The organism is Pseudarthrobacter sp. NS4 (assembly GCF_024758005.1).
Lineage (GTDB): Bacteria > Actinomycetota > Actinomycetes > Actinomycetales > Micrococcaceae > Arthrobacter.
Map to the genome: position 1 here is coordinate 1,514,648 of NZ_CP103288.1, position 19,049 is coordinate 1,533,696.

The 19,049-nt window shown below is 66.2% G+C and carries 18 protein-coding genes and 2 tRNA genes; 14 read left to right on the forward strand and 6 right to left on the reverse strand.

Annotated features, from left to right (window positions below):
* Positions 1-15 precede the first annotated feature (15 nt).
* On the reverse strand, positions 16-246 hold the full coding sequence (locus tag NXY83_RS07055) for an RNA-binding S4 domain-containing protein (RefSeq protein ID WP_258805375.1): 231 nt from the start codon (positions 244-246) through the stop codon (positions 16-18).
* Between the two features lie 32 nt (positions 247-278).
* Between NXY83_RS07055 and NXY83_RS07060 the strand changes: the two genes are divergently transcribed.
* The 3 genes from NXY83_RS07060 (at position 279) to NXY83_RS07070 (ending at position 3,835) form a co-directional block, all read left to right on the forward strand.
* Positions 279-1,283, forward strand: coding sequence for a DMT family transporter (locus tag NXY83_RS07060; RefSeq protein WP_258805376.1), 1,005 nt, complete (start codon positions 279-281; stop codon positions 1,281-1,283).
* Between the two features lie 129 nt (positions 1,284-1,412).
* A complete protein-coding gene (locus NXY83_RS07065) occupies positions 1,413-2,798 on the forward strand; it encodes a glycine--tRNA ligase (protein ID WP_258805377.1) in 1,386 nt (461 codons plus the stop codon).
* A 2-nt stretch (positions 2,799-2,800) separates the two neighbouring features.
* Entirely contained in the window at positions 2,801-3,835 is a 1,035-nt protein-coding gene (locus NXY83_RS07070; protein ID WP_258805378.1) for a GNAT family N-acetyltransferase, read from the forward strand.
* A 72-nt stretch (positions 3,836-3,907) separates the two neighbouring features.
* Here the strand turns inward: NXY83_RS07070 and NXY83_RS07075 are convergent, their stop codons facing one another.
* Positions 3,908-4,708 carry a DUF1295 domain-containing protein gene (locus NXY83_RS07075; RefSeq protein WP_258805379.1) on the reverse strand — a complete coding sequence of 267 codons (801 nt, stop codon included), beginning with the start codon at positions 4,706-4,708 and terminating at the stop codon, positions 3,908-3,910.
* Positions 4,705-5,463, reverse strand: a complete 759-nt coding sequence (locus NXY83_RS07080) for an alpha/beta hydrolase (RefSeq protein WP_258805380.1) — start codon at positions 5,461-5,463, stop codon at positions 4,705-4,707. The genes NXY83_RS07075 and NXY83_RS07080 overlap by 4 nt, the downstream gene beginning before the upstream one ends.
* Positions 5,464-5,598: 135 nt before the next feature.
* Here NXY83_RS07080 and NXY83_RS07085 point away from each other — a divergent pair, with 135 nt between their 5' ends.
* The 7 genes from NXY83_RS07085 to NXY83_RS07115 all read left to right on the forward strand — a co-directional run bounded on the left by NXY83_RS07085 (position 5,599) and on the right by NXY83_RS07115 (position 13,066).
* Positions 5,599-7,065 carry a YibE/F family protein gene (locus tag NXY83_RS07085; protein ID WP_258805381.1) on the forward strand — a complete coding sequence of 489 codons (1,467 nt, stop codon included), beginning with the start codon at positions 5,599-5,601 and terminating at the stop codon, positions 7,063-7,065.
* 79 nt (positions 7,066-7,144) lie between these two features.
* Positions 7,145-8,323 carry a tRNA dihydrouridine synthase DusB gene (gene dusB / locus NXY83_RS07090; protein ID WP_258805382.1) on the forward strand — a complete coding sequence of 393 codons (1,179 nt, stop codon included), beginning with the start codon at positions 7,145-7,147 and terminating at the stop codon, positions 8,321-8,323.
* On the forward strand, positions 8,316-9,605 hold the full coding sequence (locus NXY83_RS07095) for a deoxyguanosinetriphosphate triphosphohydrolase (protein WP_258805383.1): 1,290 nt from the start codon (positions 8,316-8,318) through the stop codon (positions 9,603-9,605). Before dusB ends, NXY83_RS07095 begins: the two co-directional genes overlap by 8 nt.
* 52 nt (positions 9,606-9,657) lie before the next feature.
* Entirely contained in the window at positions 9,658-11,583 is a 1,926-nt protein-coding gene (gene dnaG, locus NXY83_RS07100) for a DNA primase (RefSeq protein ID WP_258805384.1), read from the forward strand.
* Between the two features lie 90 nt (positions 11,584-11,673).
* Positions 11,674-11,746, forward strand: a tRNA-Asn gene (locus NXY83_RS07105).
* A gap of 122 nt (positions 11,747-11,868) precedes the next feature.
* Positions 11,869-11,944 (forward strand) — tRNA-Asn (locus tag NXY83_RS07110).
* A gap of 357 nt (positions 11,945-12,301) precedes the next feature.
* Positions 12,302-13,066 carry an FAD-dependent monooxygenase gene (locus tag NXY83_RS07115; protein WP_258805385.1) on the forward strand — a complete coding sequence of 255 codons (765 nt, stop codon included), beginning with the start codon at positions 12,302-12,304 and terminating at the stop codon, positions 13,064-13,066.
* A gap of 42 nt (positions 13,067-13,108) precedes the next feature.
* On the opposite strand, the gene NXY83_RS07120 is transcribed toward NXY83_RS07115, so the two are convergent.
* The 3 genes from NXY83_RS07120 to NXY83_RS07130 form a co-directional block, all read right to left on the reverse strand.
* Positions 13,109-13,516 (reverse strand): hypothetical protein, encoded by a 408-nt coding sequence (locus NXY83_RS07120; protein WP_258805386.1) that lies wholly within the window; start codon positions 13,514-13,516, stop codon positions 13,109-13,111.
* 70 nt (positions 13,517-13,586) lie between these two features.
* Positions 13,587-13,775, reverse strand: a complete 189-nt coding sequence (locus tag NXY83_RS07125) for a hypothetical protein (protein WP_258805387.1) — start codon at positions 13,773-13,775, stop codon at positions 13,587-13,589.
* Positions 13,776-13,823: 48 nt separating this feature from the next.
* On the reverse strand, positions 13,824-15,047 hold the full coding sequence (locus tag NXY83_RS07130; protein WP_258805388.1) for a multidrug effflux MFS transporter: 1,224 nt from the start codon (positions 15,045-15,047) through the stop codon (positions 13,824-13,826).
* A gap of 175 nt (positions 15,048-15,222) precedes the next feature.
* Here NXY83_RS07130 and NXY83_RS07135 point away from each other — a divergent pair, with 175 nt between their 5' ends.
* The 4 genes from NXY83_RS07135 (at position 15,223) to NXY83_RS07150 (ending at position 19,025) form a co-directional block, all read left to right on the forward strand.
* The gene (locus tag NXY83_RS07135; protein WP_258805389.1) at positions 15,223-16,077 is read left to right on the forward strand and encodes a phage holin family protein; all 855 of its coding nucleotides are present in this window, start codon (positions 15,223-15,225) and stop codon (positions 16,075-16,077) included.
* Between the two features lie 106 nt (positions 16,078-16,183).
* Positions 16,184-16,807: a CDP-alcohol phosphatidyltransferase family protein gene (locus tag NXY83_RS07140; RefSeq protein ID WP_258805390.1), complete on the forward strand. Its 624-nt coding sequence runs from the start codon at positions 16,184-16,186 to the stop codon at positions 16,805-16,807.
* On the forward strand, positions 16,807-17,715 hold the full coding sequence (locus NXY83_RS07145) for a DMT family transporter (RefSeq protein ID WP_258805391.1): 909 nt from the start codon (positions 16,807-16,809) through the stop codon (positions 17,713-17,715). Before NXY83_RS07140 ends, NXY83_RS07145 begins: the two co-directional genes overlap by 1 nt.
* Before the next feature lie 113 nt (positions 17,716-17,828).
* On the forward strand, positions 17,829-19,025 hold the full coding sequence (locus tag NXY83_RS07150; protein ID WP_258805392.1) for a glycosyltransferase: 1,197 nt from the start codon (positions 17,829-17,831) through the stop codon (positions 19,023-19,025).
* The last annotated feature ends 24 nt before the right edge of the window (positions 19,026-19,049 follow it).

Here is a 19,049-nt window from a genome sequence, read left to right on the forward strand (position 1 = left end):
CGCGCGGCAGCAGCGTCAGGCGTCGGGCGCGACGACTTTCACGGTCCGTCCGTTGACCGTGACGGTGTCGCCATTGCGCAGCTGGCGGCCGCGCCGGTCGTCGATTTCGCCGTTGACCTTCACGAGGCCGTTCCTGATGAGCTCGGCGGCTTCCACGCCGTCCTCCACCAGGTTGGCAAGCTTCAGCAGCTGGCCCAGGCGGATCATGCTGTCGCGGATGGGGACGTCGTCAACGGGGTTGCTCATGTAGCAATAATGCCTGACGTAAGGTGGATTCAATGACCTCCACCTCCCGACTGCCGCTGCTGGCAGGCCTTCCGCTGGCGGTGGGCGCCGGCCTTGCAATCCCTCTCCAGGGCCGCATTAACGGAGCGCTCGGAGTCCGGCTCAACGACGGAATCGCCGCAGGGGTGGTGAGCTTCAGCACAGGCCTGGTGGTCATGATCCTCATCTCACTGCTCCTGCCCCGCGGCCGTGCCGGACTGGCACGGATCCTGCCCGCGGTCCGTACCAGGGCCTTCCCGCGCGTGTATGTCCTCGCCGGCGGCATCGGGGCGCTGTTCGTCTTTGCCCAGTCCTCGACGGTCGGCATCCTGGGCGTGGCCCTCTTCACCGTTGCCACGGTTACCGGGCAGACCGCCAGCGGACTGCTCGTGGACCGGCTGGGTCTTGGCCCGGCCGGCAGGAAGCCGGTCACCGCCATCCGGATCATCGGCTGCGTACTCACCATTGCCGCCGTGGCATGGGCTGTGTCGCCGCGGTTCGCTGCGGGCGCCGGGTCAGGTGGCGGCTCCGACGGCGGCCCTGCCGCTTTGCTGCTTCCGCTCCTGCTCCCCGTGGCCGCGGGCTTCCTCATGAGCTTCCAGCAGGCCATGAACGGCACCGCCACCGTCCACTATGGAACCCCCATCGCTGCCACACTGGTCAACTTCATGGCCGGCTGCCTGGTGCTCTGGACCGCGCTCGCCGTCAAGGTGGCAGTGGCAGGGCCGGGCACTCCGCTGCCGGGTGAGTGGTGGTACTACCTGGGAGGTCCCATGGGCTGCGTCTTCATTGGCCTCGGCGCGCTGCTGGTTCGCAGCCTGGGCGTCCTGGTGACCGGACTGGGAATGATCGCGGGCCAGTTGCTCGGGTCGTTGGCCCTGGACGTGGTTCTGCCCACTCCCGGAACCGTGGTGGCGCCCGCCACCGTCCTGGGCACCATCCTGACGCTCGCCGCCATCATCCTGGCGACGCTGCCGTGGCCGCGGGGCGCACTCCGCAGGCAGCGGCCGGTAGGCTAGGACACGCAGCTTTACGCACCCCCTTCACCCGCCCCGTCCGGCCGCCGGAAGTGCCATACCTCTGGTGATGCCCGGGGCCTGAAAACGCGGACCGCACCCAGCGGCCCTGTAGAAACTGGAGTTACACCCATGGCAGCAAAATCCGTTCTCGACCAGGTCATTTCCCTCTCCAAGCGGAGGGGCTTCGTGTTCCAGGCCGGTGAGATCTACGGAGGTTCGCGTTCTGCCTGGGACTACGGGCCCCTCGGAGCCGAGCTGAAGGAAAACATCAAGCGCCAGTGGTGGCAGTCCATGATCCGCGGCCGCGAGGACGTAGTGGGCCTGGACTCCTCCGTTATCCTGCCCCGCCAGGTGTGGGAAGCCTCCGGCCACGTGGAGGTCTTCTCCGACCCCCTGGTGGAGTGCCTCTCCTGCCACAAGCGCTACCGCGCGGACCACCTCGAGGAAGAATACGAGGAAAAGAAGGGCCGCCCGGCCGAAAACGGCCTGAAGGACATTGCCTGCGCCAACTGCGGCACCCGCGGTGAATGGACGGAGCCGCAGGAATTCTCCGGCCTGCTCAAGACCTTCCTGGGTCCCGTTGCCAATGAAGAAGGCATGCACTACCTGCGCCCGGAAACGGCGCAGGGCATCTTCGTGAACTTCAACAACGTCCTCACCACCTCCCGCAAGAAGCCCCCGTTCGGCATCGGCCAGATCGGCAAGTCCTTCCGCAACGAGATCACGCCCGGCAACTTCATCTTCCGCACCCGCGAGTTCGAGCAGATGGAGATGGAGTTCTTCGTTGAGCCCGGCACCGACGAGGAATGGCACCAGTACTGGATGAAGGAGCGCATGGCCTGGTACACCGGCCTGGGCATCAGGGAAGAAAACCTGCGTTTCTTCGAGCACCCGCAGGAAAAGCTCAGCCACTACTCCAAAGGCACCACGGACATCGAGTACCGCTTCGGCTTCCAGGGTTCCGAGTGGGGCGAGCTGGAAGGCATCGCCAACCGCACCGACTTCGACCTCTCCACCCATGCGAAGGCGTCCGGCACCGACCTCAGCTATTTCAACCAGGCCACCAACGAGCGCTACACCCCGTACGTCATTGAGCCCGCGGCCGGCCTGACCCGTTCCTTCATGGCCTTCCTGGTGGATGCCTACACGGAGGACGAGGCCCCCAACGCCAAGGGCGGCGTGGATGTTCGCACGGTCCTGAAGCTGGACCCGCGCCTGGCCCCGGTGAAGGCCGCCGTCCTGCCCCTGAGCCGCAACGAGGACCTGTCCCCGAAGGCCAAGGACCTCGGCGCCCAGCTGCGCAGGAACTGGAACATCGATTTCGATGACGCGGGTGCCATCGGCCGCCGCTACCGCCGCCAGGACGAAATCGGCACACCGTTCTGCATCACCGTGGACTTCGACACCCTTGAGGACCAGGCCGTGACCATCCGCGAGCGGGACACCATGAGCCAGGAACGTGTTTCCCTGGACAAGGTGGAAGGCTACCTGGCCGCACGCCTGATCGGCGCCTGAGCATGGCAATCGAATACCGCGAATGGCGCGAAGGCGACGACCTGGCACTCCTGGAGATCTGGGGCGGCCCGGAAACCTCCCAGGCCCGCCAGTTCCGCGGCGCCCTCGCGCCGTCTTCGGCCGGGACCGGCGGGAACCCGTGGCGCCGCTGCATCGTGGCCGAGGATGTGATCGACGGCGTCGGAATCCCCGTGGCCGCCGGTGTGGTCTACGAGGCTTCGCTGCACCCTGAGCGGCTGTGGACGTATATCGAAGTGGCGAAGGACCACCGCCGCGCCGGCATCGGGGCCAGCCTCCTGGCCATGCTGCGGCGGGAGACTGAACGGGCGCCGTCGGGCGTCACCAAATTGCGCGCCAAGGTGGAGCCCGGCACGCCTGGCGCGGCGTTCGCCGAAGCCCTCGGGCTTTCGCCCATCCAGCGTTCCCGCCTGGTGGTTGTGGAGCCGGGCGCCTTGCGGCTTCCCGTGTTTCCGGCCAAGGACGACGCCGGCCGGCCAGGCAGTGACGAGAATGCCGGCTCCGATGTGGTGATGGACCTGGCCACCGGATCCGTGGAACTGACCGACGTGGTGGGGCGGTACTACACGTCCATCCATGGCTGGGATTCCCCGGGCGTGCTGACAATGGGGCAGGTGCAGAAGCTGTTCCTGGACGACCTCACCGGGGCGCACGGCGCCATCGTGTTGCGGGCACAGCCGGAATCGGCGTTCGGCGGGGGAGTGGTGCCGAGCAAAAAGGGCCGCATCCGCGCTTTCGCAGTCAGTTACGCGGCGCCGGCCAACCCGGACCCGGCGCAGGGCGCGGAGCCGGACGGTGCCGACGTGCCCACCGATGTCTTCGTGGGCCATGAACCTGCGCTGGACGCTGACGACGCCGCCGGGGCTGTCCGGGACATGCTGGCCCTCATCGCGTACCAGCACCCGGTCATGCTGGAACTGGACGATTCGATGACGGCCCTCCGCACCGCCGTCGAGCCGCTCCTGGAAAGTGGGAAAGCCAGGCTTGCGGGCCCCGAAACGCTGGTGGTCTCCGACTGAGGGCGGGCAGCCCGGCGCTTGCCGGGCTGCCGCAGCGTCGGTGGTTTGACCGCCGCCGGATGCTGCCGCATGTCAGGCCCGTTTGGGCGGCCACGGGATGAAGCCGCTGGTGGATTCAATATACTCGCGGTAGCCGGGCCGGCCGGACATGGCCTTCTCCGTCAGGGGTTTGCCAGTCTTCCCGGCGAGGGTCCACACCATCAGTGCCGGGCAAAGGATGGTCAGGATGCCCGGCCAGGATTCGGCAACAACCAGGAACAGCCCCGTCCAGACGGCCGCATCGCCGAAGTAGTTCGGATGCCTCGTGTACCGCCAGAGGCCGGTGTTGAGCACGGTTCCCCTCCGTCCGGGATCCTTCTTGAACTGCGCCAACTGCCAGTCGCCGACCGTCTCGAAGAAGAATCCTGTCAGCCAGAGCAGCACCCCCGCCAGGGCCAGCCAGCCCAGCGGTCCGGTGGCGAACATGCCCACCTGGATGGTCAATGACACGAAGAACATCACCAGGCCCTGCGGCAGGTAGACGCGCCTGAGGGCGTAGGCATTCCTTGATGCAGAAGCGTTGCTGAGCATCGACTGGTACCGGGGGTCCTCATGGCCGCCGCGGGCCCGCCGGCCGATGTGGATGCCGAGCCGCAGGCCCCACAGCGCAGTCAGCAGGAGCAGGAGCAAGCGCCGTGCAGGGTCGCCCTCACCGGCCGAAACCAGCCATGAAATGCCGGCGACAGCAACGAACCCGGGACCCCAGGCCACATCCATTACCGAGTGCCGGCCCTGGCGGACGGCCACGGCGAACGTTAGGGCGAGAACCACGACGACGGCGAGCGCCGTCCAGGGGAGGACTCCCAGGAACTGTGCCCAGGGAAAGGGGCTCACAAAATTACCTGGATTGACGATTCCGGCAGGAGCTGGCCAAACGCCCGGGACGGCCTGGCGCCGGCGCCGGTGCTTTCACTGAACGCCTGAATGACGAACCCGGTGGCCAGGGTCTGCCACAGGCGGACTTTGCGGAGCATGAAGTGACCGGCCCCTTTCAGCGCAACGTACTGCATGCTGGCAGCTTCCTCCGATGCCCGCCGGGCGAACGCCAGCGACTGGGAAGGGCTGGTCCAGCGGTCCATGGTCCCGTGGACAACCAGGACCTTCTTGCCGGCCACGCCCGAGACCGGCGTCTGTGGGCTGAGCCAGGGAGCCAGCGCCACCACCGCTTCAACCCGGGGATTGTCCGCCGCGCAGACGGCTGTCAGCCCGCCCATGGAATGGCCTACCAGGAATACCGGCACACCCGGGTGCTGGACTTCAATTTGCCGCAGCGCCCAGCGGGCGTCCTGCAGCGGGGACATATCCGGACCGTTCCATCCGCGGACGCTGTTGCGCAGCGACCATACCGCCAAGCCGTGCTTCCGGCCTGCGCGGTGCAGGTGCCTGGCGAAGGGCACCATTCGGGCCGGGCTCAGGTGCCGGGCTTCCACCGGTTCCCGGCTGTGGGACTTCCCGCCATGCAGTATCAGGGCGACGCCCGTGGTGGGGCCCGACGCCTCCAGCACGCTCAGGACGGCCTGGTGGCCGGGTGCCGCGGGGATGCTGCCGGCCGGCAGCCTGCTGCTGTCATCAGTGCTCCGGTTGGTCACGCCTGGTACCTCCCAATGGTCCATTTATCAACCCTATGGTGCCGGACGTAGAGTTCAACGTATGAGGTTTCACTGCTGATGGGCGCCGGCCATTCCCACGCTTCTACAGGTCATTCGGAGCCGACGCCGCAGGCGATGGCTGCCCGAAGGAAGGCCAACCGCATCCTGGCGGCGGTGCTGATTCCCATCACCCTGCTGACCTTGGCCGGCATGGCCATGCTCTGGCCTTCCGGGAGCAACGAAGGTATCTCGCTGGCCAACCCATACTCGGCTGCCCCGGGGGTCACCTTCGATACGGGCAGCATCCAGAGCGTGACGACCGAAAACTGCATGCAGGGGGCCACGCAGCAGAACCAACCGCAGCAGGCCCCGAGCCAGCAGGCTCCAACACAGCAAGGTCCGGCCCAACAGGGATCGGACTGTACCTTCGCCCTTACGGAACCGGACAAGGGCGGCAGCCCGGTGAAGGTGGTCATCAACCCGGACGTGGCCAAGTCCCACGGCGTCAAGCCCGGGGACCAGATCCGCTACCTGAACCTGTCCAGCGCCCAGGGGGCCTCGGCTTCCCAGGGTTCGCCCGCCTATATTTTCGTGGACTTCGTCCGGACCCTGCCCATCGTGCTGCTGGCCCTGCTCTACGCGACGGTGGTCATCGCCGTCGCCCGATGGCGGGGGCTCAGGGCACTGATCGGACTGGTCGGCGCCTACTTCGTACTGGCCAGCTTCATGCTTCCGGGCCTGGTGGAGGGGAAGCCGCCGCTGCTGCTGGCGCTGGTGGGGTCCACGGTGATCATGATCGGGGTCCTGTACTTCGCCCACGGGTTCTCCGCGCGGACATCCACCGCGCTGCTGGGCACCATCTTCGGTCTGGGGATCACGGCACTCCTGGCTGCCTGGGCAACGAACGCGGCCAACCTCGCGGGCGTGGGCAACCACGACGCCACCACCCTGGTCAACACCTCGGCAAACATCTCCATCTCCGGGGTGATCCTGTGCGGGCTCATCATCTCAGGCCTGGGCGTCCTGAACGACGTCACCATCACCCAGTCTTCGGCGGTGTGGGAACTGTATGAATTGGCCCCGGCCAGCAGCGCGCGGAAGCTGTTCACCTCGGCCATGCGGATCGGCCGGGACCACATCGCCTCCACTGTTTACACCATCGCCTTCGCCTATGCCGGGGCTGCGCTGCCCATCCTCATTATCGTCATGCTCTACGACCGGCCGCTGGGGGAGACGCTGACCAGCGCAGAGCTTTCAGAAGAAGTAATCAGGACATTGGTCGGTTCCATCGGGCTGGTCCTGGCCATTCCGGTCACCACCCTTATCGCGGTGCTGGTGGTTAAGGCGACCGGCATCAAATCGGGAGCGCCCGCCGTCGAAACCCCGGCCCCGGCCGGAGCCGGTGCATCCCTTCCACGGGGTGCCGGCATCCGGCGGGGCCGTGGGGACCACAGCCACCTGGACGACGTCGATGACAACGGTGCGCTTGCAGCGGCGGCGCTGCAGGGACGCGCCAGGCTTGCCGCCGGGGATGCCGATAGCGGCGAAGATCCGGACGGGACGCCGGCTACCCGGCGCGGACGGCGGGCCGACCGGCGCTGACCGGGACCGGGAAAGGGTGCCCGGCGTGGCTGAATCCAGCCCGGCCACCCGATTTGCCCGGCTTTGCAACAATGGACAGGTGACTGTTGCAGCAACTCCTCCCGCTCCCAAGCTGGAACTCCCGCCCCTGAAGCTGGGTCCCATCACCGTGGACACGCCCGTGATCCTGGCGCCCATGGCAGGGATCACCAACTCCGCCTTCCGCAGGCTCTGCCGTGAATACGGCGGCGGCATGTACGTGGCGGAGATGGTCACCTCCCGCGCCCTGGTGGAGCGAACCCCCGAATCCCTCCGGATCATTTCGCACGACGAGGACGAGAAAGTCCGTTCCGTCCAGCTGTACGGCGTGGACCCGGTCACCGTCGGCCAGGCAGTGCGGATGCTCGTGGAAGAGGACCGCGCGGACCACATTGACCTCAACTTCGGCTGCCCCGTGCCCAAGGTCACCCGGCGCGGCGGCGGCTCGGCCCTGCCCTGGAAGATCGACCTCTTCACTTCCATCGTGCAGACTGCAGTCAAGGAAGCTTCCCGCGGCAATGTTCCGCTGACCATCAAGATGCGCAAGGGCATCGATGACGACCACCTGACGTACCTCGACGCCGGCCGCATTGCCCGCGATTCCGGCGTGGCCGCCGTCGCGCTTCACGGCCGCACGGCCGCCCAGTTCTACTCGGGACAGGCGGACTGGTCCGCCATCGCACGGCTTCGCGAAGCCCTGCCGGACATCCCGGTGCTGGGCAACGGTGATATCTGGTCGGCGGAGGACGCGGTCCGGATGGTCCGCGAAACCGGTGTGGACGGCGTGGTGGTGGGCCGCGGCTGCCAGGGCCGGCCGTGGCTGTTCGGCGATCTGCAGGCAGCCTTCGAAGGCAGCGACACCCGTTACCGTCCCAACCTGCGCCAGGTGGCCGAGGGCGTTTACCGCCATGCTGAGCTGATGGTGGAGACCTTCGGTGACGAGGGCAAGGCGCTGCGCGAGATCCGCAAGCACATCGCCTGGTACTTCAAGGGCTACGTGGTGGGCGGCGAGCTGCGCACCCGGCTGGCGCTGGTCACCAGCCTTGAGGTGCTGCGCGACACCCTAACCGAGCTGGACCTCGAGTCGCCGTACCCGGGCAGCGACGCGGAGGGACCGCGCGGCCGTGCCGGGTCGCCCAAGAAGCCCGCCCTGCCCAAGGACTGGCTGGAGTCCCGTGCACTGAATGACGACCAGTCGCGGGATATCTCCGCGGCGGAACTGGACGTTTCCGGTGGCTGAAGCCCGGACCGCCCCGCTGGTGCTGCCGGGTTACACCACGGACGATTCCGCCCGCTGGGTGGAAGAGCCGCCGAAGACCAGTTACCGCTCCGACTTTGAGCGTGACCGGGCCCGCGTCCTGCACTCCTCGGCCCTGCGCCGGCTGGGTGCCAAGACCCAGGTGGTGGCGCCGGACACCGACGACTTTGTCCGGACCCGCCTGACGCACAGCCTGGAGGTTGCACAGGTGGGCCGCGAACTCGGCCGCGCCCTGGGCTGCGACCCCGACGTTGTGGATACCGCGTGCCTGAGCCATGACCTCGGGCACCCGCCGTTCGGGCACAACGGAGAGTCCGCGCTGAACGAGGTGGCGCATGCCATCGGCGGATTCGAGGGCAACGCCCAGACCCTCAGGCTGCTGACCCGCCTGGAGCCCAAGGTCCTGACGGAGAACGGCCAGCCCGCGGGGCTGAACCTCACCCGGGCAAGCCTCGACGCGGCGGCCAAGTACCCCTGGTCAGCGCTGGAGGCCCCGGTCATCCACGGCCAGCGGACCAGCAAGTTCGGCGCCTACGAGGACGACCTGCCCATCTTCAACTGGATCCGGCAGGAAGCCCCGGAGCGCCGGTCCTGCCTGGAAGCCCAGGTCATGGACCTCGCGGACGACATCTCGTACTCCGTCCACGACGTGGAGGACGCGATCGTTGCCGGGCACTTCCAGCTTCGCTGGATGGACAACCCGGACCACCGCGCCCGCGTGGTGGGCTATGCCAAGCAGTGGTACCTGCCGCACAACGACCCAGCAGCAATCGACGCCGCCCTGGCAAGGCTGGAGGCCACCGACGTCTGGGTGCGGGAGGCGGACGGCAGCCGCAAATCCATGGCGGCGCTCAAGAACATGACCAGCCAGCTGATCGGCAGGTTCTGCCAGAGCGCACTGGAGACCACCCGCGCGGTGTACGGCCCGGGCAGGCTCACCCGCTACAACGCCGAACTGATGGTTCCGGACGAGACGGTGATGGAAATCGCCGTCATGAAGGGCCTGGCCACCACTTTCGTGATGACCACCGAACACCGGCAGCCCATCTACGAACGCCAGCGAGAAGTCCTGCACGCGCTGGTGACCGCCCTGAGCGCAACCGGGGACCGGAACCTGGAGCCGATGTTCGCCGCTGACTGGCGGGACGCCCCCGACGACGGGGCCCGGCTCCGCGTCGTGATCGACCAGGTGGCGTCCCTCACGGACGGGTCGGCCCTGGCCATGTACGAGCGCCTGGTGGGGAGCCTGCCGTCGCTGTGGTGAGGAGCGCCGTGGGGTGGCAGCCGCCGTCGTACCTCAGCATTAGGATGGCTCTGTGGCTGGCCTGATCAAACGTGAAGATATCGACGAAGTACGCCAGCGCACGGACATCAAGGAAGTGGTTGACGGCTACGTCACGCTCAAGGGCGCCGGCCTGGGGACCTTCAAAGGCCTGTGCCCGTTCCATGACGAGCGCTCGCCGTCGTTCACGGTCCGCCCGCAGGTGGGCCGCTACCACTGCTTTGGCTGCGGCGAGGATGGCGACGTCATCGCCTTCGTCCAGAAGCAGGACCACAGCTCCTTCCAGGAAGCCGTTGAGAAGCTCGCCGCCCGTATCGGCTATGAGCTGCGGTACGAGGACGGCGGAACCGGGCCCAACCGGGAGGAAGTAGGGCGCCGCCAGCGGCTGCTGGACGCGCACAAGATTGCGGATGAGTTTTTCCGCGCCCAGCTCCTGACGCCCGGCGCGGCCGAGGCGAGGACTTTCCTGCATGGCCGCGGCTTCGACCGCGCGGCAGCGGAACACTTCGGCTGCGGTTACGCACCGCAGGGATGGGACGCGCTCCTCAAGCACCTCCGCGGCCGCGGCTTCACGGACGCGGAGCTGAAGCTTACCGGCATGTTCTCCGAGGGCAACCGCGGCATCTACGACCGCTTCCGTGGCCGCCTGATCTGGCCCATCAAGGACATTGCCGGGGACACCATCGGCTTCGGGGCGCGCAAGCTCTACGAGGACGACCAGGGCCCCAAATACCTCAACACCCCCGAGACCGCGCTGTACAAGAAATCCCAGGTCCTCTACGGGATCGACCTCGCCAAGCGCAGCATTGCCAAGGACCGCCAGCTGGTGGTGGTGGAGGGCTACACCGACGTGATGGCCTGCCACCTGGCCGGAATCACGACGGCGGTAGCCACCTGCGGCACCGCGTTCGGCACCGAGCACATCAAGATTGCCCGGCGGCTGCTTTCCGACGACGGCACCGGGGGAGAGGTCGTCTTCACCTTCGACGGCGACGCCGCCGGCCAGAAGGCCGCGCTGCGTGCCTTCGAGGAGGACCAGCGCTTCACTGCACAGACGTACGTGGCCGTGGAACCCACTGGTGCCGATCCGTGCGACCTTCGCCAAAGCAAGGGCGACGAAGCCGTGCACGCGCTGGTGCAGTCCCGCCGGCCACTGTTCGAATTCGCCATCCGCACTACCTTGAAGCAGTTCAACCTGGATACCGTGGAAGGGCGTGTGCAGGGCCTGAAAGCTTCGGTCCCGGTGGTGGCGGCCATTCGTGACGCCTCCACCCGTACAGGCTACTGCCAGGCGCTGACCGGCTGGCTGGGCATGCCGGATCCCAACGAGGTGCTGCGGCTGGTCACGGCAGCCGTCAAACGGGGTGACCAGGGAGGGGCTCCTGCCGTCGGCGCGGGAGCAGCCGCCACGTCCGGTCCGTCGGCAAGGGCAGGGTCGCCGGGAGTGGCTGCAGGGCCGCCGTCGGGAGCTGTACCGTCCTACCATCGGCCCGACCCCCGGGACCCGGTGGCCTCCATGGAGCGGCAGGCGCTGGAGGTGGCCTTGCAGGAACCGTCGCTGCTTGGCGGCGGCATCTGGGAGCGTTTTTCCGCTGCACGGTTCGTCACCCCTGCCTTCCAGGCTGTCCATGATGCGATGCGGGCCACGGACCCCGCCCTCACCGCTGATCCCGTCCGGTGGGTGGAGCAGGTGATGCATGAGGTTCCCGAACCGCTGCGGCCCCTGGTCTCCGAGCTTGCCGTGGTTCCGTTGCCCGCCAGCACCGAGGAAGCCGTCCAGAAGTATTGCCGGGACATCCTCTCAAGGCTGTTCGAACTTCAGATCACGCGGGTCAAGGCGGACAAGATGGGCCAGCTTCAGCGGCTTGACCCCACGGCTGATCCCGAAACGTACCAGAGGCTCAACCGTGAACTGATGATGCTGGAGATGGAACGCCGGGCGCTGCGCCCGGATGCCTGACCCACCCCGTCCGGACGAGCCGGATGGTTCGGGATCGTTTGCCGATTTCGCTTCCAGCCAGTGCGTTTGCTAGGCTGATACCCGCTTCATTCCTCCTTAGCTCAATTGGCAGAGCATTCGACTGTTAATCGAAGGGTTGCTGGTTCAAGTCCAGCAGGAGGAGCTGCCAATCCCCGTTCCGTACTCCGGAACGGGGATTTTTTATGCCGGGAACGGCGCCAGGGCCCGGAAATCCGCCGATTTCACTTTCGCCGGAATCCTTTGCTAATGTCATACCTGCTTCATTCCTCCTTAGCTCAATTGGCAGAGCATTCGACTGTTAATCGAAGGGTTGCTGGTTCAAGTCCAGCAGGAGGAGCCACACAGAAATATCCCCGTTCCTTTGCTGGAGGAACGGGGATTTTTCTTTCTGCCCCTCCGTCCGGTAACGCCTCTTCTCATGCCACCTGGCTGAGTGCATGATGGGGGAGGACGGATGCTGGTGCCGTGCCGCCGACGAGGAGTGGGATCATGACAGGCTCAGCCACGCGCCAGGCGATCATCATCGGCGCAGGCATTGGCGGGCTGACCGCCGGGCTCGCCCTGGCGGGCAGGGGCTGGAACGTTCAGGTCCTGGAGCGGACGGCGGCACTCCGGCCGGTGGGGTACGCACTGATCATGGCGCCCAACGCGCAGCATGCACTGGATACCATCCCTGGCCGCATCGTGGAACAGATCCATGCCCTCGCCACGCTACAGGGGGAGGCTGCTGGTGGCGGCGGACGGCATCCGGTCAGCAGCCAGGACAGCACTCTTCCCGGGGCATCCTGGCCCTGCCTACGCGGGGCTGACAGCCTGGCAGGCACTCGTGCCGTCGGACGGCATCGACTACCTGATGGGCACCACATGGAGCCGGTGCGGCGAGTTCGGCATGTTGCCGATGAAGGACGGGCGGCTGTACGTCTTTGCTGAGGCCGCCGTGGACGAACCGATGCCGCGGCGGACCGGAGCCGATGAGAAAGCTGAACTGATGCGCAGGTTTGGGAACCTGCGTCCTCCCGTCCCCGACGTCATCGGACGGATCGATGCAGAGGCGGTCCTGCGCGCGGATATCCACTCAATGCGGGTCCCGTTGCCGGCCTTCCACCGCGGCAAGGCAGCGATTCTGGGCGATGCAGCGCACGCCATGGCTCCCAATTTGGGCCAGGGGGCATGCCAGGCCATAGAGGACGCCGTCACCCTTGCCTATTGCCTGGACGGGTCGGGCACTATAAGTGACGGCCTGGCGGATTACACCGCGGCCCGGATGCCAAGGACCTCGCTCATTGTCCGCCGGTCCGAACAGGTTGCCCGGTTCGCCACGATGCGGAACCCGGCCGGGCAAGTGCTTCGAAATGGAATGCTGCGGGCCATGGGACTGCTCGGCAGCTCGGCTGCCCTCCGACAGGCCGACTTCGTGATGCGCTGGGACCATCCGGCCGTGGCGGCTCCTCCCCGTCGCTGAAACGGGGTGCGGGACACGGGCACCGCAGGCTTTCCGCGTGTTTCAGACGAAGTCCATTTCCACCTGCAGGAACCTCTCGGCTTCCACAATGGCAGCCTCGAAGGCTTCCTTTTCGGTGGGGGACTTCCGGGGCTGGCGCGGGTTCCATTCGTGCGGTGCCGAATGCACCCTGACGAAGCCGGTATCCGGGGGTGCGTAGAAGATTCCAAAACGCTGCACCGGCCACTCCGGTGAAGTCTCGGGCGCAACGAGCAGTGCCGCGTTGAACGCGGGGTTGAACCATTGTGCGATGGGCCGGCGGCGGTCTTCGGTGAACAGTCCGGCGGCATAGAGGGCGGCCGACTGCTGGCCGGTCTGGGCGCACAACCGGTCCCACCACAATGGCAGGATTCCGGTATCGCATCGTTGCCATGTGGCCGGAAGCGGCGGTTGGTCCTGCCAGCTGGGCACAGACACCATTTTATCGCGGTAAAGGCTTCGAGTGGCAGACTGGCGGCGCGTTGCCCACAAAGGTGTTGCTTCAGGGACGCTTCCACGGGCCGGGGTTGACCCTGTACAGCAGGGCCGCGCCGGCCAGTACGCCAAGCACGATCCCCATGGCCGGATTTCCGAGGACGCGCCCTGTGAAGTAGCCCACGACGGCGCCCAGCACCGCTCCCAGGAAGAGTCCCCGCCCGTTCCGGTGCGGCCTGCGCTTGCTGCTGTTCATTGGACCTGCCTGTTCATCTGGATTGCCCGGTTCATTGGAATTGCCCGGTCAATGGATTGACGGAACCGTGCGGGGCCGGACCACCAGCCAGAGCGCCCCGATTGCCAGCAGGATGCATGCTGCCTGTACCGCCCCCATGGGCGTGGCGCTTGTAATGCCCAGCCAGCCCACCACGGGTGAGATCAGGCCGGCCATCGCGAAGGTGGCCGCGCCCAGCAGCGAGGCAGCGGTTCCGGCCTGCGAGGCGTGGCTGGCGAGGGCCAGCACCTGGACGCAGGGGAACATAAAGCCGGTTCCCATGATGTAGAACCACAGCGGAACCATCACGCCCCACAGGCCCAGGCCCAGTTGGTCGAACACCACGATCAGCATGGCCATCAGGAACATCCAGGCTGTGGCTCCGGCCAGGATCCATTGCGGCGGAACACGCCGGATCAGCCGCGAGCTTGTCTGCACACCGGCCACGATGCCCAGCGAGTTGACGCCGAAGAGAAGCCCGTACTCCTGTGCGGAAAACCCGAATACGTCCTGGAACAGGAATGGCGAGGCGGAAAGGTAGGTGAACAGGCCGCCGAAGTTCAGCCCAGCCACCATCAGAAGGCCCACAAAGATCCGGTCACGGAAAAGCACCCGGTAGCGCTGCCGGACCGTAAGGCCGCTCTGCCCCCGTTTTTCCGGCGGAAGGGTCTCGCGCACCAGGAACAGCGCCGCGACAATGACCAGGGTGCCGTAGGAGGCCAGGAACACAAAGATTCCGGGCCACTGCATCACCAGCAGGAGCTGGGAGCCGATCACGGGGGCCAGGATGGGTGCCAGTCCATTGACCAGGCTCATGCGCGAGAACATCCGCACCATGGCGTATCCGGAGAACAGGTCCCGCACCATCGCCATGGCCACCACACCGCCGCCGGCTGCGCCGACCCCCATCAGCACACGGAAGATGCCCAGTGTTGTGATGTCGGTGGACAGCGCGGCTCCCAGCGATGCGGCGATGTGCAGTGCCGTCGCCAGGATCAGCGGGTTCCTGCGCCCGAACTTGTCGCTGAAGGGACCCACCACCAGCTGGCCGAAAGCAAAGCCCAACGTTGTGCCGGCCAGGGTCAGCTGGACCTGTGCCTGGGTCACTCCGAGGCCCGCCTCGAGCGCCGGAAACGCCGGAAGGTACAGGTCGATCGTGAACGGACCCAGGGCGGTCAGGGCGCCAAGAAGGAGAATGTACAGAAGTTTCCGGCGTCGGCTCAGCAAATCGCCCGGATTGGAGGGAGTGGTCACGGATGTCCATCCTAGGCCCGGTGCCAGCCATTTTTGCAGCGTTGTAGGCCGTGCCGTCCGGCAAGCCCCGAAGTTCGCCCTGAACCTGAATGATAGTTTTGTGGCGGGGACTGTGCCGACGCACTTTCCCGCAGCATACGGAAGCCGGATCGACATGACCAGTAAGGCGGAACCGATGAGCGGACGTCACAGCGGGCGGACCAGCCCGGGATTGCGCATCGCCGCGCTCCCAGGGACGCTTAAACTCCTTTTCCGGCTGGCTCCGCGCCAGCTGAACGACGAGATCGCGTTCGCCAAGATTGAGCTCAAGCGCAAGGGGATCCAGCTCGGAGTGGCCGCCGCCTTCTTCGCCGTGGCCCTGGTTTTCCTCCTCTTCCTGGTGACCGGACTCATCGTGGCGGCCATCATGGGACTGGCCACCATCATGCCCGCGTGGCTGGCCGCCCTCCTGGTGTCAGCGGCCTTCCTGTTGATCGCCCTCATCGGCGGCCTGATCGGCCTCCGCAAGTTCAAGAAGGCCATGCCCCTGATGCCCGAGGAGACCATCCGCGGGATTAAGCACGACGTCGGCATCGCCAGGGAAGGTTCCGCCTTCAACCCTGCCGTCCTCGACCCGAACAGCCCGGAAGCTAAAGCTGCCAAGGCCGCCAAGGAAGAGGCCGCAGCCAAGGCCAAGGCCGAGAAGGCAGCGAAGGCAGCCGAGCACGACAAGGAATTCCCGCACGCCTCCGAACCTGAGCTCGCCCGCCGCCTTAACCAGCGCCGGCACCACCTCACGGAGGTCCGCGACGAACTGGGAACCGAACTGGACGTTAAGACACAGGCGCGGCACCTCCTCGCTGCCGCCCAGGTCAAGGTGCGGCAGGGCCAGGTCCTCGCCGTCCAGGGGAAGGACATTGCCAGTGAAAAACTGGCTGGCCTGTCCGCGTCCACGGGTGAACTGCAGAAACGCTGGAAGCCGCTGACGGCCTTCGTTGCCGCCGGTACCGTCCTTGTGGTCCTGCTCCGGAAGTTGCTTCGTACCTACTAGCATCGGCCGGCCAGGCTGCTGACCGGCAGTTTGCACCGGGCCAGGAACCACGGGCCAACAACTGCAGGACCGCGCCGACCAGGCAGCAGGAAGGAAAGGGGGACGGGTGAAGTTCATTGGTGCCGGCGCCCGTCCCGGCCGCCCCCAGGTGGACCATGACCTGGTGTTCACCATCCCGAACCTGCTCACGGTGGTGCGGTTCATGGGAGTTCCGCTCTTCATCTGGCTGGTCCTGGCGCAGAAGGAGTACGGGGCCGGTGTTGTTGTCCTTGCCGTCATGGCCAGTACCGACTGGATTGATGGCTACATTGCCCGCCGCTTCGACCAGGCTTCCAAGCTGGGCCGGGTCCTGGATCCCATCGCCGACCGGCTTGCCCTGATCGCCGTCGCCGTCACCCTGGTGATTGCCGGCGTCGTCCACTGGCTGTACCTGGCGGCGTTGGTGATCCCGGACGCCGTGCTGCTGGTCCTGACGCTCTCGCTCTTCCGCGGCCATCCCGACCTTCCGGTCAGCATGGTGGGCAAGGTGCGGACCGGGCTGCTTCTCCTGGGGACACCGATGCTGGTTCTCTCCAGGTTGGATACCGGGTACTCGTTCGGGTTGTTCGTGACCGCCTGGATAGTGCTCGGTTTGGGCCTGGTGGGCCATTGGATCGCCGCCTACAACTACTTCTGGGCCATCCTGCGCAAGGGCAGGATGCGCAGCGGGCCCGACGGCGGGACCAGCTGATGGTATGGGTGGCCGTTTTCCTTGCGCTGCTTGGAGCCTTCTGCCTTGCCCTGGGTGCCCAGCGGCAGGGAAGCGCCGTCAAGGCCGACACGGGCGGTTTGGCACTCAGTTCGAACAGCTTCCTCCGCCTGCTCAGGAACCCGCGCTGGGTGTTCGGCCTCCTGCTGCTGTGCGCCGGCATGGCCATGAACGCGGTGGCGCTTGTGTCCGCCCCGCTCACTGTGGTCCAGCCAATTGGCGCCATCGCGCTCGTCATCACAACCATCATTAATGCCAAGGACCAGGACCTCACCATCAACCGGGCAACGGTGGTGGCCATCGCCGCCTGCGTGACGGGCTCTGCGCTCTTTGTGCTGCTCGCGGTGAACGTCACCCGGGAAAACCACCATGTGAGCCTGACCGATGAGCTCACGATCGTGCTGCTGCTGGCCCTCGCCGTCGGAGTCTTCGGCACATTGGCCGTCATGTTCAGGCACCGGATTAACGCTTTCGTCTACATCCTCGGCGCAGGGGTCCTTTTTGGATTCGTGGCAGTATTGACGCGCATCATCGGCAAGAACCTGCTCGATCCGAACGGTCTGTTCCTGCTGAACGTTCAGTGGTACTCGGTAGTGGCCCTCATCGCCGCGGGAGGGCTGGGGTCATGGTTTGTCCAAAGCGCCTACTCCGGAGGTCCGCCCGACCTCGTGATCGCGGGACTCACTGTGATCGATCCCCTTGTGGGGATAGCCATCGGCATTGTTATCCTTGGTGAGCTCCGCCCGGACGTCCATGCCGTTATGGCGATTGCCATGGGAACGGCCGCTTCCCTTGCTATCGTTGGGGTTATCGCCCTTTCCCGGCACCATCCCGAGGTCACCAAGCGCAGGAAAGACGCGCGGAAGGCCGCGGGCAGGCCGTCCCCCTAGACCCCGTTCCCGCCTACCAGATCCAGCAGTTCCACGAACCGGGCGCTACCATGCCGGGCCAGCCGTGCTGTCAGTCAACGCTGTCCGCACCGTGACCATCAGGAGTTCTCCACGTGACCACGCCAGCCGACCAGCCGCCACTGACCATCCTGATCGCCGCGGACACCTATCCGCCCCACATCAACGGCGCAGCCCAGTTCGGCTACCGCCTGGCCAAGGGGATGACCGGCCGGGGGCACAACGTGCATGTCCTGGCCTGCCGCGCGGATAACGGGAAGAGCTTCACCGAGTTCCGGTCAGAAGCCACCGTGCACCGCCTCCGCTCCCACGCCGCCCCCACCCATGAGTACTTCCGCCTTTGCTTTCCCTGGGAAATCAAGAAGGAGATCAGCCTCCTTTTTGACCGCGTGAAGCCGGACGTCGTCCACATCCAGAGCCACTACATGATCGGCGAGCACGTCCTCTACGAGGCCTTGAAGCGGGGTGTCCGGATCGTTGCCACCAACCACTTCATGCCGGAAAACCTCAACCCCTTCCTGCCGTTTCCCCGGTGGTTCAAGGACATCATCGGGCGCATCTCCTGGAAGGACATGGGCAAGGTGATGGGAAAGGCGGACGTGGTCACCACGCCAACACCGCTGGCGGCCAAGGCAATGCACGAGCACGCATTCCTGCGCAAGGTCCTGCCGCTCTCCAACGGCATTGATTCCACCGCGTACGAGCTCCAGCCCGGTGAGCAGGTTGAACCGCACCCGTATCCCACCGTCATGTTCGCCGGCAGGCTCGCGGAAGAAAAGCACGTGGACGTCCTCATCAAGGCGATCAGCAAGACGCCGCCTGAGCTGAATGTGCACCTGGAGATCGTGGGTGGCGGCGAGGTGCGTGCGGCCCTGGAGGATCTGGTGCAGCGCCTTCGTTTGGGCAGCCGGGTGAAGTTCCTGGGCCTCGCCAGCGACGAGGACCTGCGGAAGGCCTACATCCAGGCAGATGTTTTCTGCATGCCGGGCACGGCGGAGCTGCAGTCACTGGTGACCCTGGAAGCCATGTCAGCCTCCACCCCGGTGGTGCTTGCGGATGCCATGGCGTTGCCGCACCTGGTGCGCGATGGCGAAAACGGCTACCTCTTCACTCCGAACGACAGCGACGACCTCGCCAAGAAGATCACCCAGATCCTGGAGCTTCCGAAGGACCAGCGGCAGGCCATGGGCCAGGCGAGCCGCAAGATGGTGGAGCCGCACAGCATCCAGGGCACCCTGCAGACCTTTGAGGACCTGTACCGCGGCGCGGGCTTCGAGGACAAAGTGGTCTAAACACGTTCCGGGGTTTGCTAGAGT

What these genes read in the sequence shown, in the direction of transcription:
- NXY83_RS07115 (WP_258805385.1), top strand. Translation starts at nt 12,302, where the DNA reads ATGCCCTCGCCACGCTACAGGGGGAGGCTGCTGGTGGCGGCGGACGGC.
- NXY83_RS07070 (WP_258805378.1), top strand. Translation starts at nt 2,801, where the DNA reads ATGGCAATCGAATACCGCGAATGGCGCGAAGGCGACGACCTGGCACTC.
- NXY83_RS07065 (WP_258805377.1), top strand. Translation starts at nt 1,413, where the DNA reads ATGGCAGCAAAATCCGTTCTCGACCAGGTCATTTCCCTCTCCAAGCGG.
- NXY83_RS07060 (WP_258805376.1), top strand. Translation starts at nt 279, where the DNA reads ATGACCTCCACCTCCCGACTGCCGCTGCTGGCAGGCCTTCCGCTGGCG.
- NXY83_RS07145 (WP_258805391.1), top strand. Translation starts at nt 16,807, where the DNA reads ATGGTATGGGTGGCCGTTTTCCTTGCGCTGCTTGGAGCCTTCTGCCTT.
- NXY83_RS07085 (WP_258805381.1), top strand. Translation starts at nt 5,599, where the DNA reads ATGGCTGCCCGAAGGAAGGCCAACCGCATCCTGGCGGCGGTGCTGATT.
- NXY83_RS07135 (WP_258805389.1), top strand. Translation starts at nt 15,223, where the DNA reads ATGAGCGGACGTCACAGCGGGCGGACCAGCCCGGGATTGCGCATCGCC.
- NXY83_RS07055 (WP_258805375.1), bottom strand. Translation starts at nt 246, where the DNA reads ATGAGCAACCCCGTTGACGACGTCCCCATCCGCGACAGCATGATCCGC.
- NXY83_RS07125 (WP_258805387.1), bottom strand. Translation starts at nt 13,775, where the DNA reads ATGAACAGCAGCAAGCGCAGGCCGCACCGGAACGGGCGGGGACTCTTC.